General features: G+C 68.6%; 12 protein-coding genes. 8 read left to right on the top strand and 4 right to left on the bottom strand.

Going from position 1 to position 14,913, the window contains the following annotated elements; all coding sequences use genetic code 11:
* The first annotated feature begins 29 nt into the window (after window positions 1-29).
* The 3 genes from HR086_RS35610 to HR086_RS35600 all read left to right on the top strand — a co-directional run bounded on the left by HR086_RS35610 (window position 30) and on the right by HR086_RS35600 (window position 2,225).
* Window positions 30-929 carry a carbohydrate ABC transporter permease gene (locus HR086_RS35610; protein ID WP_174467851.1) on the top strand — a complete coding sequence of 300 codons (900 nt, stop codon included), beginning with the start codon at window positions 30-32 and terminating at the stop codon, window positions 927-929.
* Entirely contained in the window at window positions 926-1,738 is an 813-nt protein-coding gene (locus tag HR086_RS35605) for a carbohydrate ABC transporter permease (RefSeq protein ID WP_174467850.1), read from the top strand. Before HR086_RS35610 ends, HR086_RS35605 begins: the two co-directional genes overlap by 4 nt.
* A 73-nt stretch (window positions 1,739-1,811) precedes the next feature.
* Window positions 1,812-2,225: a hypothetical protein gene (locus HR086_RS35600; RefSeq protein ID WP_174467849.1), complete on the top strand. Its 414-nt coding sequence runs from the start codon at window positions 1,812-1,814 to the stop codon at window positions 2,223-2,225.
* Window positions 2,226-2,250: 25 nt separating this feature from the next.
* Here the strand turns inward: HR086_RS35600 and HR086_RS35595 are convergent, their stop codons facing one another.
* The gene (locus HR086_RS35595) at window positions 2,251-2,565 is read right to left on the bottom strand and encodes a DHCW motif cupin fold protein (protein ID WP_373564396.1); all 315 of its coding nucleotides are present in this window, start codon (window positions 2,563-2,565) and stop codon (window positions 2,251-2,253) included.
* A gap of 377 nt (window positions 2,566-2,942) precedes the next feature.
* Here HR086_RS35595 and HR086_RS35590 point away from each other — a divergent pair, with 377 nt between their 5' ends.
* Entirely contained in the window at window positions 2,943-3,785 is an 843-nt protein-coding gene (locus tag HR086_RS35590; RefSeq protein ID WP_246137490.1) for a hypothetical protein, read from the top strand.
* A 76-nt stretch (window positions 3,786-3,861) separates the two neighbouring features.
* On the opposite strand, the gene HR086_RS35585 is transcribed toward HR086_RS35590, so the two are convergent.
* Window positions 3,862-4,818 (bottom strand): hypothetical protein, encoded by a 957-nt coding sequence (locus HR086_RS35585; RefSeq protein ID WP_174458138.1) that lies wholly within the window; start codon window positions 4,816-4,818, stop codon window positions 3,862-3,864.
* A 468-nt stretch (window positions 4,819-5,286) separates the two neighbouring features.
* Between HR086_RS35585 and HR086_RS35580 the strand changes: the two genes are divergently transcribed.
* Together HR086_RS35580 and HR086_RS35575 are read left to right on the top strand one after the other, a co-directional pair.
* A complete protein-coding gene (locus HR086_RS35580; RefSeq protein ID WP_174460498.1) occupies window positions 5,287-6,069 on the top strand; it encodes an N-acetylmuramoyl-L-alanine amidase in 783 nt (260 codons plus the stop codon).
* 420 nt (window positions 6,070-6,489) lie between these two features.
* On the top strand, window positions 6,490-11,253 hold the full coding sequence (locus HR086_RS35575; RefSeq protein WP_174467848.1) for a hypothetical protein: 4,764 nt from the start codon (window positions 6,490-6,492) through the stop codon (window positions 11,251-11,253).
* A gap of 37 nt (window positions 11,254-11,290) precedes the next feature.
* Here HR086_RS35575 and HR086_RS35570 read toward each other — a convergent pair whose 3' ends face one another.
* Both HR086_RS35570 and HR086_RS35565 read right to left on the bottom strand, forming a co-directional pair.
* Window positions 11,291-11,944: an SDR family oxidoreductase gene (locus tag HR086_RS35570; RefSeq protein ID WP_174467847.1), complete on the bottom strand. Its 654-nt coding sequence runs from the start codon at window positions 11,942-11,944 to the stop codon at window positions 11,291-11,293.
* A gap of 108 nt (window positions 11,945-12,052) precedes the next feature.
* Window positions 12,053-13,264: a phosphatidylserine/phosphatidylglycerophosphate/cardiolipin synthase family protein gene (locus HR086_RS35565; RefSeq protein ID WP_217442073.1), complete on the bottom strand. Its 1,212-nt coding sequence runs from the start codon at window positions 13,262-13,264 to the stop codon at window positions 12,053-12,055.
* 142 nt (window positions 13,265-13,406) lie between these two features.
* Between HR086_RS35565 and HR086_RS35560 the strand changes: the two genes are divergently transcribed.
* Both HR086_RS35560 and HR086_RS35555 read left to right on the top strand, forming a co-directional pair.
* Complete coding sequence (locus tag HR086_RS35560) at window positions 13,407-13,949, top strand: DUF2378 family protein (RefSeq protein WP_141645851.1); 543 nt, start codon at window positions 13,407-13,409, stop codon at window positions 13,947-13,949.
* A 37-nt stretch (window positions 13,950-13,986) separates the two neighbouring features.
* On the top strand, window positions 13,987-14,646 hold the full coding sequence (locus HR086_RS35555) for an exopolysaccharide biosynthesis protein (RefSeq protein ID WP_141645850.1): 660 nt from the start codon (window positions 13,987-13,989) through the stop codon (window positions 14,644-14,646).
* Window positions 14,647-14,913 lie beyond the last annotated feature (267 nt).

Raw genomic sequence — 14,913 nt, 5'->3', positions numbered from 1 at the left:
CGGGTACGGGGCTTCGAGGAGGCGGCGCGATGACCTCCGAGGGGCGAGGGGCGCGTGCGAGGGGCTCGCTGGAGCGGGAGCGCAGACAGGCGTACTGGTTGGTGGCGCCCGCGGTGCTGGTGCTCGCGGCGGTGGCGCTGTATCCGATTCTCGCGGCGGTGTGGCTGAGCCTGCACCGCTTCATCCTCGTCTTCGGGGAGCGGCGCTTCGTGGGGTTGGGGAACTACGCGTACCTGCTTGGGGACGCGCGGTTCTGGGCGGCGCTGGGGAACACGGCCTACTTCGCGGTGGTGGCCGTGGGGGTGGAGCTGTTGCTCGCGGTGCCGCTGGCGCTGCTGCTCCAGCGCGCGTTTCCGGGGCGAGGGTTGCTGCGCGCGGCGGTGCTGGTGCCGTGGGCGATTCCCACGGTGGTGAGCGCGAGGCTGTGGGCGTGGATGTTCAATCCGGACTACGGGCTCATCAATCGCCTGCTCCTGGGGAGTGACATCAACTGGCTGGGCGCGCCCGGGTATGCGCTGCACGCGGCCATCCTCGTGGACGTGTGGAAGACCACGCCCTTCGTGGCGCTGCTGGTGCTGGCGGGGCTGCAAGGCATTCCGGAGGACCTCTACAAGGCGGCGAGGGTGGACGGTGCGTCGTCGTGGCGGACGTTCCGCTCCATCACCTTGCCGCTCTTGAAGCCGGCGTTGCTGCTGGCGTTGCTGTTCCGTTCGTTGGATGCGTTCCGGGTGTTCGACGCCATCTACGTGCTGACGGAGGGAGGGCCGGCGAACACGACGGAGACGCTGAGCATCTATGCGTACAAGACGCTGATGCGCTCGGGAGACTTCGGGTACGGGAGCACGTTGTCGGTGGCGACGTTCCTGTGCGTCGTCGTGCTGGCGGCGGTGTGGCTGCGATTGCTGGGGCGGCAGGAGGAGGCGCGATGAGACAACGCGCGGGCGTGGGGACGGCGCTGGCGGTGGTGGCGTTCCTCACGTTCTTCCTGGGGCCGTTCTTCTGGCAGGTGCTGACGAGCCTGTGGCCGGATGGCGAGCTGACAAGGCCGTGGCCTTCGCACCTGACGCTGGAGAGCTACGTGAGCGTGCTGTGGGGGAGGCCCTTCTTGCGAGTGGTGTTGAACTCGCTGGTGGTCGCGGCGCTGACGACGGTGTTCTGTCTGGTGATTGGCTCGGCGGCGGCGTTCGCCCTGGCGAAGCTGGAGTTCCGAGGCAAGGGGTTGCTGTTGAGCGCGGCGCTGGCGGTGAGCATGTTTCCGCCGATTGCCACGGTGAGCCCGTTGTATCTCATCCTGCGGGCCGTGGGCCTGAGGGACAGCCTGGTGGGACTGGCGTTGCCCTATGCGACGTTCGCGATGCCGCTGACGCTGTGGGTGCTGACGTCGTTCTTCCGGCAGCTCCCGGACGAGCTGTATCGAGCGGCGCGGGTGGATGGCTGCACGCCGTTCCAGGCGTTCCGCCGCGTGTTGTTGCCCCTGGCGGCGCCGGGGCTGGCGACCACGGCGATTCTCGTCTTCATCTTCGCGTGGAACGAGTTCCTGTTCGCGCTGACGTTCCTGACGACACCGGAGAAGAGAACGGTGCCCGTGGCCATCAGCCTGTTCGCCAGCGAGTACCGTGAGCCATGGGGAGAGATTGCCGCGGCGTCCGTGGTGGCCACGCTGCCCCTGGTGGTAATCACCGTGCTGTTCCAGCGAAGGATTGTGTCCGGACTCACGGCGGGCGCGGTGAAGGAGTAGGTGGAGGCTCTCTCGTGACTGGTTGGCGGACTCCTTGCAGTCCGGTGAGGACCGAGGCTGGAGAGCCACATCCATGGAAAGACACACATACCGGGTCGCCCTGGGCGTCATCTTGTTCCCTGGCCTGTGCTGGGCAGAGGTGCTGGACAAGCAGCTGGCCCCCTGGGAGTCCGTTCCGGTCATTGCGACTGTCATGATGTCCGCGCTCTGTGCGCTGCTGGTGCTGTGGCGCCGAGACGGACTGTGGCGCGTGGCCTGTGCACTGTCGGTCCTCTGGGCCTTCGTCTGGCTCCAGAACGACTTCTTCAGCGCTGACGTCGGCCCGATGCTCCGGGCCGAACTCTCTTCGCCCGAAGCGCGGGCGTACCTTGTTCTCTTGCTCGTCGAGACACTGCTTCCCTTCATCGTGACGCTGGGGGGACTGATGCGACGGCGCCTGCTCCCAAGGGTGGGCTTGAGCTTGTCAGCATGCAAGCCTCGCATGTGACGCCGCCAGGGGAACACTCGCGACGTCAGTCCACGATGAAGAGTCTGGCCCCTGTCTCTGTCGATGAGCGGTGGGCCCCGTCGTCGTCCGCGACCTGGTAGCTCATCATCGGCCCGAGCTCGAAACGCCGTCCGTCCTTCAGCTCCGTGAGCAGCGTTCCCTCGAGCACGAGGAGGATGTGGCCGCGGCTGCACCAGTGGTCCGCCACGTATCCGGGTGTGTACTCAACGAGCCGGACCCGGATGTCTCCCGCCTGGAGAGTCCGCCAGAGCGCCTTCCCAGAGACCCCCGGGTGCTCCGTTGGCTGGAGCGCGCTCCAGTCCGTCGTGCAGAAGGGAATGTTCGAGATCTTCAGGAACGGCTCCTTTCAGAAACAGGGCTCGTGCGGCAGGGGGGCGGCTGGGCCTTCACTCTACAAGGTGTTGGACGGACGGCTGCTGCCGAAAGGCGTTGAGCACCGGCCCACCGTGCAACCCCTGCAACACCGAGCAGCACTTGCACGGACCTCCTCACGAAACAGTGCAAGACCTGCATCATCCCCACGTCCACGGTGCCCCCAATCCCTTGGCACCCGAGTTGCTCTGCGTGTCCCCGCTCCGTGATGAAACAGGTCCGCACCCCGCGGCCCGCGTCACGGGGACACCGTCGGCGTGCCCTGCGCATATCACCGCGCTCCAGCACGTCGCAGCGACTCACTCACAAGGAATGGGCCCACTCATGCACTCGATGTGTTCACGACAGGCCGTGCGCAACCTGCTGTTCGCACTGCCACTCACCGCCCTCACTGTCGGCTGCGGCGGCGAGCCCCTGGAGCAGCCCACGGACACCGCACCCGTCGCCGGTGACGAGTCCCCGGCGCAGGTCGAGCAGGGCGTCGCCCTCGGCGGCACGTACTGGTGGGGCACCTCCACCAACGGCTTCACCTCCACCGCCATCGGCACCGCCACCAACCGCACCTGCTTCCTCTCTGGCGTCCAGGGCAACCTCGTGCCGCGCGTCACCGGAAGCTGGAGCGGCACCGGCACGTTCATCAGCGGCGGCAACTGGACCGTCTACGTCAGCCAGAACAACAGCAAGGCGCTCTCCACTGGCATCCAGTGCCTCGCCACCGCCGCCAACCGGACGGCCGAGGTGTCCTGGTACCAGGGCTCCGCCGCGAAGCTCCTCGGCGCCGCCACCGCGCAGCGTCGCTGCTTCCTCACCTCCATCGAGGCCTCTGGGGGCTTCAACTCCAACTCGGACTATGTCCGCGTCTGGAGTGACGGCCTCAACTGGTACCTCGGCGGAAACCTCGCGGGCGATGGCGGCGGCAGCGCCGTGTGTGTCGACGTGCCCGAGAACCACGGTGGCTGGCTCTGGGTCGCCGGAGATCCGGGCGGCTTCACCGAGAACCTCGCCTACAACCCCGACAGCGTCGCCTGCCTCCTCTCCGGCATCGGCGGCCACTTCAACACCAGCAGCTACACGGACGGCGTGAGCATCGACTACAATGCCGGTACCCGCTTCTGGGAGATGACCGTCGTCAATGGCAAGCGCGGCTGGGGCAACTGCGTCAAGTAACCCCTGCCCACGACTCCAACCCACGCAACGCCCGGCATCCGGAGCTCACCGCCGATGCCGGGCGTCCTGCCCGCGACTACTTCGCGTCCAGCGCCGCCGCCCAGATGTCCTTCACTCCGCCGATATCGTCGAACACGCAGTGCCCCGCTCCCGCGATGACTTTCTCCACCAGCGGCACCTCGAACCTGCGGTACTCCGTCATGCTGGCCCGGATGTCCGGGAGATACTCATCCTGGTCGCTGTACAAATAGAACAGCTTCGTCGGTCCGCGCAGCTCGGGCCGAGTGCTGTCCCAGTCCAGCGCGCCACTCCACGGCGCCTCGCCGCCACACCCCAGCGCGTAGATGCCGCGATAGCGACTGCCGTACTTCGGCAGGAAGCTCGCCGTGAGGAACACCGAGCCCCCCGAAGACCCGCCGAACAGGATGGGCTCGTTGTTGAGGTCCCAGCGCTTGCGCAAGGTGTCGATGACCTCCGTCAGCGCCCGCGCATTGTCTCCCGCGACGTCCCGGTCCGCGGCTGTCGCGGTGTCCGTACACGTCGTCAACGAGGGCTTCGTCCACCACGCGCACTTGTTCGGCGCGAGCGCTGACACATAGAGCGTGTCGTGGTCGAACGCCCACGGCGCCTGCAGGCGCGGCGCCGTGTTTCCCGTGTGCGCCCGAGCCCCGTCGCCATGCAGGTAGATGGCCAGGTTCAGCGGCACGGGGACGATGCCCGCGCGAGGCTCGACAATCTTCAGCTCGACGCCCGCCACCTGCGCGACACAGAACGTATACGTCTGGTTGGTGTCGTCCACCACCGTGCCCGTCCTGTCACACGGCAGCTTCCCCGTGCCGTGCGAACTGCCCGCATCCGTCCAAGGCCCAGGCCCCGCATCCGAGCCCGCATCCGTCCCGGCATCCGAGCCCGCATCCGTGTCATCCGGAACGCCCGCGTCCGCGCCGGCATCCGTCGGCGGAGAAGGGTCGGGGTCATCCGAGCATGCAGCGAGGGACAGCGAGAGCAGGGCGGCGATGAGGAGACGATGCATGGGGTGTCTCGATCGAAGAATGAGCAGGGGCCCACGCTACCGCGTCCACGTCAAAACGGCGCCCAGACCCGCCACTGTGTTACCCATGCCATGTTCGGACAACACTCAGCGCGCCCGTGAGGTCGTGCTCGCCTGGGCCTGCTCGGCCAGCGAGACGGTGGGCGTCGCGAGCAGGGAGCGACGCGCGCGGCCACTGTGCGGCCAACCACAGGTCCACGGCGCTCGCGATGGTGCCTGGGGCTGATCCATGGATGTGCGGTTCCGCCGCGAGGCCATGGCGCGAAGGCGCCGCCGAGGACCTCGATGGGCCGCCCGCGCATTACAGCGTCGCCGGCCTCGAACCGTGAGGTGGTACCGGGAGGAACTCCGGGTGGGTGCGGGGTTCTTTCTCTCGAAGAAACCGCAACTGGGAACACCGGGTGCGCGATAACCCAGTCACGTCGTTGTTTTCCCTGGAGACCACACCCCATGGTTGCTCCGCTTCAGCGCTTTGTTCAGAACACCCTCCTGCGTCCCTTCAGGTCCGAAGAGCCGCGTCCGCCTCCGCCGCCGCCTCAGCCGACGGCGGGCCCTACGCCGAAGCCGGTGGACAGCTTCGAGCAGCCGAAGGCCGCGCGCCCCACGCCCTCTCCGAGCCCGGGCCCGTCCCCCACGCCGCCGCCCGCGCCCGCGGCGCCGCAGCCGCTGACGCCCATCTCCACGGACCCCACCAACCCGACGCCGGAAATGGTCGTCCGCCCCTCCAAGAACTTCAATGACAGGCCCGCGGGACAGGACATCGACTCCATCGTCCTGCACCACACCGCGGACCCCTCGGATGAGAGCAGCTTGGAGACGCTGACGGGCAAGCCCACGTCGTTCATGGGTTGGCTCGAGTCCAAGTACAAGGACGTGACGGGGCGGGGCGACGTCAGCTCGCACTACGTGATTGGCAAGGAAGGCACCATCTACCAGCTCGTCGGCGACGAGAAGCGCGCGTGGCACGCCGGTGAAGGCTCGCTGCCGGGCAAGCCGGGCGACGTGAATGATCGCTCGATTGGCATCGAAATCGTCAACGAGGGCGACGGCAAGGACGGCTACACCGAGGCCCAGTACAAGGCGCTCGAGCAGCTCGTTCCCTACCTGGCGAAGCGCTACGACGTGCCGGCGGACAACCTGGTCGGTCACAAGGACATCACCGACAAGAAGCAGGACCCGTCGCCCAACTTCGACTTCGACCGCATCCGCCGCGCCACCGAAGCGAAGAACTGACGCGCGACTTCGACGAAGTCACCTCGGGTCCGGGCGGAGTCTCCGCTCGGGCCCGAGGTGTTTCCGGAGGCGCGCGCGGCGGGCACTCTGTTCGGGCTCCCACGTTTCGCACTGCGAATCCGTTCGCCTGGTTGGTTTGATGTGGCTCCCAGAATTCTGGTGAGACCCTTCCGTGGGCAGGCGAGGCCCACATGTCAGACATTGCGGGGTGGCTGGTTTTCACCGCGTGTCGCTGCGAGGCGTTGCCGCGCGTCCCTGCCAGTCTTTGCTCTGCATGCGGGCAGGCCTGTTGGTATCTAACGCCTGTTTCCGGATAGGACTCATTCAGCAACTATCCAGACCCCTCAGGAGTGTCGGAGGAAATCGTTTTCTCATTCCTCCGATAATGAGGTGTCGGTTCTGACGAAAAGGGGATGTTCCATGGGCGGTCTGTCACCTACGGGTGGTGGTTCTGGAACTTCGAGCGCTGCAGCGGCCGAGGCCGCGCGTCGCGCCGAGGAAGCTCGGCAACGAGCAGAGGAAGCGCGCAAGGCCGCGGAGGCCGCGCGCAAGGCCGCCGAAGCCGCGCGCAAGGCCGCGGAGGAAGCACGCAAGGCCGCGGAGGCCGCGCGCAGACAGCAGGCCGCCGCGCAGAAGGCCGCCGCCGACGCGCAGAAGAATGCGCAGAAGCCCGGGCAGAAACCGGAGGATGCCCAGAAGACGAAGACGGCCGCCGCCAACGCGGAGAAGGCGAAGCAGGCCGCCGCGCAGAAGGCCGCCGCCGCGGAGAAGCAGCTCCAGGCCGCCGAGGAGAAGGTCGCCCTCACCGCGAAGAAGGCCGAGGAGGCCATGGGCAAGGCGAACACCGCCGCCACCCAGGAGAAGAAGACTCCTCCCTTCACGCAGAAGGACATCGACAGCGTCAAGCCGAAGAAGAACGAGCTGGTCTCCGCGTTCGAGGGCTCCAGTCGCACGGCCGAGCTGGAGAAGCTGCTCGGCACCACCGCTCCCCCGAAGGCCGAGGTCCCCGCGCCGAAGCCCGTGGACGGGTCGCCCGCCTCGCTCGACGCGGTGGATGCGAAGGACGTCCAGGACGCCTCCAAGCTGGCGGACGGACAGAAGTTCACCGACCCGTCCTCGGGCGCGAACTACGACGTGAAGAAGAACGCCTCCACCGGCGAGACGGTGCTGTCCGACGCGAAGAGCGGCAACACGGTCACCATCAAGCCCGATGGCAGCTACACGTCCACGGTGACGGCGAAGGAGTCACCGAAGGAAGGTGGCACGAGCGAGACGACGTGGACGAGGTCGTCGGATGCGCAGGGCAAGACCACCAGCCTGGAGTCGCGCAAGAGCCAGACGACGCAGAGCCCGGAGACGGGCGCCACCACCACCACGTCCACCACGAAGTACAACCCCGCTACGGCACTGCCCCAGTCGCGCTCCGAAGAGGTGCGCATGGAGAAGCCCTCGGCGGCGCTGGTGGGACGGCCCAACACGCCCCAGGGCCCGACGACGGTCACGACGGACACGGAGTTCAACGCGCAGGGCCTGCCCGCCAAGCAGGTGAAGAAGACGGAGATCCACACTCCGGGCTTCGACGCGAACGCCGTCAGCGACTTCGAGGCGAAGCAGGGCAAGGCCCTGAACGACGCCTCCAAGGGCGAGGACCACCACGACACGAACCGGGACCCCACCACCCTCAAGCCCGGCGAGTCCAGCCTCACGCTGACGGAGGAGACGCGCTTCAACGCGCAGGGCGAGCCCGCCACCTCCACGCAGAAGACGGAGTCGGTGTCCACGCAGCCGCTCGCGTCGGACAAGAACGGCAACGGCGTGCAGGTGGCGCGCAGCCAGCAGGAGGTCACCTACGGGCCCAAGGACGCCGCGTCCACCGACTCGCTGCCCGCCCTCACCAAGCAGACGCAGGGCAACATCACCAGCAACACCACCGTGACGGGGTATGACCCGGACGGCAGCCGCTTCGACGACGGCTACGCGAACCGGACGCAGACGGTGTTGAACTCCTCCGGCACCGTGGGCCCCGACGGCCAGCTCCAGATGAAGCACGAGCCCACGCAGGTGAAGAGCCTCCAGGAGGCGGACGACAACCGGTGGAAGTACGACCACGTCGAGTTCGAGACGGGCGCCGACGGCAAGGTGGCGTCGGGCGCGAAGCCCAAGGAGCTCGACAAGGAGCGCCAGCTCCCCTGGTACCAGGACGCGAAGGACTTCGTCACCGAGGGGCTCGGGGACCTGGCGGGCGCGGCGGGAGACTTCGCCAAGGACGCGCTGGGCTTCGCCAAGGACGCGGTGCTCAAGCCGATTGATTACGTCATCGACCAGGTGACCGCGCCCATCGAAGGCGCGGTGGCGGACGAAATCAAGAAGCTCAACAGCCCGGGCGACACGCTGACGTTGAGCGGCAACCTCGACGTCAAGGTGGGCCTGAAGGCCGGCATCGAAGGCGAGGTGGAGGTCGAGAAGACGGCCGACGGGAAGTACCAGCTGTCGGCGGAGGTGACGGGTGATGTCGGCGTGGGCCTGGTGGGCTCGGCGTCGGTGTCGGCCGGTGGCCGCATGGAGATGACGTTCGACACGCCGGAGGAGGCGGCCAAGGCGGCCGTCATCCTGGGCAAGGGGCCCGCGGCGCTGGCCTCCGGTGGAGAGGACCACAAGTTCCTCCTCGACCACCTGTCGGCGATGGAAGTGAACATGGGCGCGGAGGCGGAGGCGGGCCTCGGCGGGAAGCTGGGTCCGGCCAGCGCGGAGCTGTCGGCCAGCATCGGCGCGACGGCGAGCTTCCGGGTGGAGTTCGAGAACGGCAAGCCCACGCATCTGGTGCGGTCGCTCGAAATCGAGGGCTCCGGCGCGGCGAGCATCGCCGGAGGACTCAAGGGTGACGCGGGGCTCAACATCGGCGGAGAAGTCACCGGCTCCGTGAGCCTGGAGACGAAGATTCCGTTGGATGCCAGCAAGCTGGACGCCAAGGACGTGCTGGCGTTCATCGCGAGCCCCGCCACCGCGGCGTTCGCGGGGCCCGCGGAGACGAGCATCTCCGTGTCGGGCTCGGTGGACGCGGGGCCCGCGGGGAAGTTCTTCACCGCGGAGATCAGCGGGCTGAAGGGTGAGCAGCTCCAGCAGGTGACGAAGAACCTGATGGACGGCAAGTTCGACAACGCCTTCGACGGCCTGGACCTGGAGGCGAAGTTCACCTCGGGCTCGTTCAAGGACCGCGAGCTGGGCGTGGGCGCGAAGCTGGGCGTGGTGGACTTCGAGGTCAACGCCCGCCACCGCGACGTCACGGCCGAGGGCGCCAACGGCGGCGCGGGCACCACCGTCAGCGTCGGCGGACGCAGGCGCGACGGGACGTCGGGGAGCAACGGCTCCAACGGGTCGAATGGCTCGGATGGCACCAACGGCTCGACGGGGAATACCGGCACCACGGGCGGAACGGACCGGCCGGGCACCACGACGACGGGCACGAACAATCGACCCGGCACGACGACGGGCACCGACACCCGGCCCGGCACGACGGGTGGACCCGAGCAGACCGGGCGTCCTCCCCAGAACACGGTGGAGAATCGTCCCGCGCCCACCGAGTACCGGGTGAACCCCGCGACGGGACAGCTCATCCCCGTGCCCCCGACGGCAGGCCCGTCGCGCACGGACCGGCCGGGCGCCACGACGCCCGCGCAGACGCCCGAGGTGGGAACGGACAACACGGGACGTCCCCCCGTGCCCGTGGTGCGCAACCCCGAGCTCCAGGGTCGCACGACGCACGTGCGCTACGACGACGGCAGGGTGCGCATCGAGGCGGGCCCGGAAGCGACGGCCGAGGACATCCAGGCGCACATGGAGACGGCGCGGGTGCTCCAGCGCTACGAGGGCGCGGTGGGCAAGGCACGCCAGCTCATCGACAAGGTGAAGCAGGCCATCACCGGCATGCCGGGCTACGGCAGCCAGGGCTTCGAGTCCCGGCTCGAGGTGCAGAAGCTCTCCAACATCCTCCGGAGTCTGGAGGCCGCGCAGGCGACGCTCAATCAAGGCATCGCGGGTGCCACGGGCAATCAGACGCCGGCCACGGCCGCGCAGCTCGCGGACATGGAGCGGCAGATTGCCAGCGTGGAGAGCCAGCTCAACGCTCATGCGGCGCAGGTGGACTCCCTGACGACCGGCCGTGGATACGTGGCGCGCGAGGATGCGCCCACGTCCGCGAACGGGCGCCCGCTGCCGGAGGGCGTGCAGCAGGCGGTGAACACGGCCTGGAACAACCTGGGCCCCGAGGACCGCAGGACGTTGCAGACCGTGCTCGACAGCCAGGGGTTCGCCGGCCTTCAGGGCAACGAGCAGGAGGCGCTGGTGCGCCTGGCGGGAGGAAACAATCCGCAGCTGTCGCAGCCCATGCGGCAGTCGCTCTTCAACAACGTCAATCGTGGCTACCTGGACCCCAACGAGCAGAACGCCACGGAGCAGACCGACTATCTGCGGAGGTTCCTGTCGAGCCCCACGGGCGGTGACCGCGCCGGTGTCCCCCGACAGGTGCCCACCGTCCCGGAGCAGGGTGAACCTCGGCCTCTGGAGAACCCGACGAAGCTCCTTGGTACGCGGCCGTCGGGCACCACTGACCACCGCGTCACCGTGGGTGGGCGCGACTACATCGTGACCATGCCGCCCCCCAATCAGGTGCCCGCGGGAATGCACCTGCCCACCCTGGAGGAGGTCGCCCGGGGAATCGAAGCGCTGCCGCCCTGGGCTCGGGAAAACCTCAAGAATGTGACGGTGAGCAACCAGCCGCACAAGGATGACGCGAAGAACGCCCGGGCCACCGGCAATCCCAACTTCCGCGCGTACATGACCGCTGACCAGAATGGGCAGGTGTCCATCCATCCCGTGCCCGACAAGCGCACGCAGGACCAGGTGAATGGAACCCTCGTCCACGAGCTGGCTCACACCATCTCCAAGAAAGAGTGGGGGGGGCCGAGCAGTCAGCAGTGGCAGGACTGGGCCGCCGCCGCCGAGCGCGACGTGGTGATTCCGTCCAACTACGCCACGGACTCCGCCGAGGAGGACTTCTCCGAGACGGTCAAGCTCTACGAGCAGGTCCGCGGCACGCCCCACGAGGAGGAGATTCGGGCCCTGATGCCGGAGCGGTTCCGGCTCCTCGACCAGTACTTCCCCAAGGTGACGGGCGAGACGCGCTGAGCGCGAGGCCCTGGCTCCAGGCCGGCACGTGGAGAACTCACGCGCCGGCCGCCGCCACCTCCTGCCACAGACTGTCCCCTTCGAGCACCGTGTTCAGCGGTGCTCGCTTCTGGGCGACATGCAGCAGCACGGCGGCCAGTTGGTCCAGGTGGATGGGCCGCAGCCCGCCCAGCAGCGGCAGCTTCGAGAGCGTGCGCAGCAGCGCGGGCGGGCGGTGGTACTCGCCCTCGAACGCGGGCGGGCGCACCACCGTCCAGGGGATGCCGCTCTCGCGCACCAGTCGCTCCGCTTCCGCCTTCGCCTTCAAGTAGGCCCCCACCGGCCGGCCCGCGCCCATCGAGCTGAGCAGGACGAGGTGGTCCACCCCCGCGCGCTTGGCTGCCTCCACGAGCTGCCGCGTGGTGCCGATGTCGCTCGACTCGTACGTGTCCCCCGACGCGAAGCGCTTGCGCATCGTGCCGATGAGCTGCAGCACCGTGGTGCTCCCCTTCATCGCCTCCGCCAGCGGCTCGCCGCTCGCCAGTTCGACGACGGCCTTGCGCGGCCAGCTCCGCGCCGGCTCGGTGTCCGCGCTCTTGGGGCGCACGTGTGCAATCAACGGCACGTCGCGCGCCAGGGCCTGCTTCACCACGTTGCGCCCCGTGGCGCCCGTGGCTCCGGCGACGAAGAGAAGGCGGGATGGCTGCGTCATGGCGGCGGCTCCAGCGGCGGGAAGGGGTGGCCCCTCTTCAGCACACTGTCGCGAGGCTGCCCAGTCCGCCCACGAAGCGACGCCGCCTATCGGACGTGTCGCGCTTGCTCAGCGCCGCGCCTGCCCGGAGTCACCCACCTCGCGCGCGTGTGTCAGGTCCTCCAGGAAGAAGGCCTCCATCTGCTTCGCGGCGTCCAGGTCCTCCAGCACCAGCGAGCCCTCCTCCAGCACGTTGAAGGACAGCGGGTCGTAGTTGATGGAGCCCACCAGGACGAGCCGGTCATCCACGAGCATCGTCTTCGCGTGCATCATCGACGGCTGGTATTCCCAGACGCGCACGCCCGCCTCCAACAGCGAGGAGTACGTCGCGCGCTGCGCCACGGTGATGATTTCCTGGTCGTTGAGGTCCCCCGGCGCCAGCACGCGCACGTCCACTCCCGCGCGCGCCCGCTCCTGCAAGAGCTCCGACAGCGGCCCGTTCGGCGTGAAGTACGACTGGGCAATCCACAGCCGCTTCGTCGCCGCGCGCACCATCAACTGCGTCAGCCGCTCCGCTCGCGTCACCTCGGGGTTCGCGGTGCTGCCCACGAAGGCCGCCCAGCCCGCGCCCGCGTCGTCGAGCCCGGGCACCGGCTGCGCCAGCGTGGGGAAGTCGCTCACGGGCAACAGCTCTCCCGTCGTCTCCTGCCAGTTCTCCGCGAACGCTTGCTGCATCTGCTCCACCACCGGGCCCACCACGCGCGCGTTCGTGTCGCGCCACTCCTCCTCACGCAGGCCCTCGCCCAGCCACTCGTCCTGAATCGCCAACCCGCCCGTGACGCCGACGCGGCCATCCACCACCAAGAGCTTGCGGTGGTTGCGCGCCAGGTTCTCGTCCGCGGGCAGCGGTCGGAACAGGTGCGCCCGGCAGCCCGCCGCCTCCAGGCGTGGCTTCACGTCCGTCTCGAAGCCCGCGCTGCCCAAGGGGTCCACCATCACCCGACACGCCACCCCCGCGCGCGCCCGCTCGGCCATGGCCGCCACCATCCGGTCCGACGCACGCCCCGGTCGCCAGATGAACATCACCAGGTGCACGGAGGAGCGCGCCTTGCGAATCTCCTCCTCCATCACGTCGAACACGGCGCCGTTGTTGGCCCACGTCAGCCGGTTGCCCGGCGCCATGCGCACACCCACCGTCTGATACAGCGCCACCGCGAAGTCCGGCCCGTGCGAGCCCACCTCACCCGTGAGCTGGAACGGCTTCGGTCGCTCCTCCGTGCACGCGACGGGGCACCCCGTCAGCACCCACGCCGCCACCACCCAGGCCACCCACCCGCGCATGCGCCTTCGAGATAGGCACGCGCACTCCCTGGGTCATCCCCGAGGACGAGACAGATGTTCACCAGTGGATGTTTCAGTTCCCGCGAATTCGGCAACCTGCCGGATGCGGAGCGCGGTGTCCTGTGTCTAGCATCCGCCCGCCTTGGACACCCGCGAGCCTCTCGTCTTCCCCCAGAGCTTTGAAGGCCTCATCCGCGCGCTGGGAGACCAGCTCGATGAGCGCTGCGTCGGCCGGCTCAAGCAGGTGGGCATCGACACGAACGGACGGCTCGCCCCCGCCTATCCGCTGGAGGTGTGGCTGGGCGCGCTGAAGGTGGCCGCGGACACGCTGGCGCCGCAGATGCCGCTGGAAGAGGGCGCCGTCGTCGTGGGCCGCCGCTTCGTCGAGGGCTTCGGCTCCACGCTCATCGGCAGCGCGCTGCTCACCACCGTGCGCCTGTTGGGGCCTGAACGGATGCTGGCGCGGATGACGCGCAACCTGCGCACGGGCACCAACTACCTGGAGGCGTCGCTGGAGCCTCGGGGGCCCGGGCGCTACGCGCTCACCTGCCGGCCCGTGGTGGTGGCGGGCTTCTATGTGGGCCTCTTCCTCGCGGGACTCGAGGCCAGCGGCGCTCGTCACCCCTCCGTACAGGTCGTTCGTCGGGAGGGCGAGGAGGCGGTGTACGACATCGCCTGGAGCTGACCACGGGCCGGCCGGTCGTGGTAGTCAGCGGGCGTCCATGTCCACGCCCTCGTCGTCCTCGCCCTCCGCTCAGTTCTCCGACACCCAGACCCAGTTGTCCGCCACGTTGCGGTCCCTGGCCGCGCGGCTGCCCGAGTCGCTCACCGTGCGCGAGCTGATGCAGTCGTGTGGCGAGCAGGGCCTGCTGCTCTTCTGCTGCATCCTCACCTTCCCCTTCCTCCTGCCCGTGTCCGTCCCGGGCGTCTCCACCGTGTTCGGCGCGCTCATCGTCCTCATCGGCGTGGGCGTGACGTTCAACCGCGTGCCCTGGCTGCCGCGCAAGCTGATGGACAGGAAGCTCGCGCGCGCGTCGCTCCAGCCCGCGCTGGAGAAGGGCGCCGACGTGTTCACCAAGGTGGACCGCTTGAGCAAGCCGCGGTTGCTCGCGCTCACCCACGGCGCCAGCACCAACCGCTTCAACGGCTTCATGCTGTTCGTCGCCGGCGTGCTGCTGATGGCGCCGTTCGGCCTCGTGCCGTTCAGCAACACCCTGCCCGCGCTGGCCGCGCTGTTCTTCGCCATCGGCATTCTTCAGCGTGACGGTTACGCCATCCTGGCGGGCCACGGCATGACGTTGGGCACCATCGGCTACTTCGGAGCCCTCATCTTCGGCGCCATCCAGGGCGGCCGGGGCCTGGCGAGCCTCATCGGCCGCTGAACATTCCGGCAGGCGGGCCCTCCTACCCCGGAGGGCAGTAGGAAAGGCGCCCGGTGCCGGGTGTGTAACAACCCGTGTATCACCCGGGTGAAAGCAACCCCCCGGATAACCTGAATCTTCGTTATCATGCCGGCGGGCGGCCCCCCGCACATGCGTTCAATCCCACTGGATGCGACACAGCCTCGGCTCGAGGACCCGGCGCGCCGTCTCTTCGACGGCGAGGTCGTCGGGGGGCGCTACCGGATTGCCGACTTCCTGGGGCGGGGC

It is taken from the genome of Myxococcus sp. CA039A (assembly GCF_013336645.1).
GTDB classification, from domain to species: domain Bacteria; phylum Myxococcota; class Myxococcia; order Myxococcales; family Myxococcaceae; genus Myxococcus; species Myxococcus llanfairpwllgwyngyllgogerychwyrndrobwllllantysiliogogogochensis.
This window is presented reverse-complemented; position numbering and strand designations above follow the sequence as displayed.

Bases quoted from the DNA above. Each gene is read 5' to 3' on its own strand.
- HR086_RS35610 (WP_174467851.1), top strand. From the start codon at position 30: ATGACCTCCGAGGGGCGAGGGGCGCGTGCGAGGGGCTCGCTGGAGCGG.
- HR086_RS35605 (WP_174467850.1), top strand. From the start codon at position 926: ATGAGACAACGCGCGGGCGTGGGGACGGCGCTGGCGGTGGTGGCGTTC.
- HR086_RS35600 (WP_174467849.1), top strand. From the start codon at position 1,812: ATGGAAAGACACACATACCGGGTCGCCCTGGGCGTCATCTTGTTCCCT.
- HR086_RS35590 (WP_246137490.1), top strand. From the start codon at position 2,943: ATGCACTCGATGTGTTCACGACAGGCCGTGCGCAACCTGCTGTTCGCA.
- HR086_RS35585 (WP_174458138.1), bottom strand. From the start codon at position 4,818: ATGCATCGTCTCCTCATCGCCGCCCTGCTCTCGCTGTCCCTCGCTGCA.
- HR086_RS35580 (WP_174460498.1), top strand. From the start codon at position 5,287: ATGGTTGCTCCGCTTCAGCGCTTTGTTCAGAACACCCTCCTGCGTCCC.
- HR086_RS35575 (WP_174467848.1), top strand. From the start codon at position 6,490: ATGGGCGGTCTGTCACCTACGGGTGGTGGTTCTGGAACTTCGAGCGCT.
- HR086_RS35570 (WP_174467847.1), bottom strand. From the start codon at position 11,944: ATGACGCAGCCATCCCGCCTTCTCTTCGTCGCCGGAGCCACGGGCGCC.
- HR086_RS35565 (WP_217442073.1), bottom strand. From the start codon at position 13,264: ATGCGCGGGTGGGTGGCCTGGGTGGTGGCGGCGTGGGTGCTGACGGGG.
- HR086_RS35555 (WP_141645850.1), top strand. From the start codon at position 13,987: ATGTCCACGCCCTCGTCGTCCTCGCCCTCCGCTCAGTTCTCCGACACC.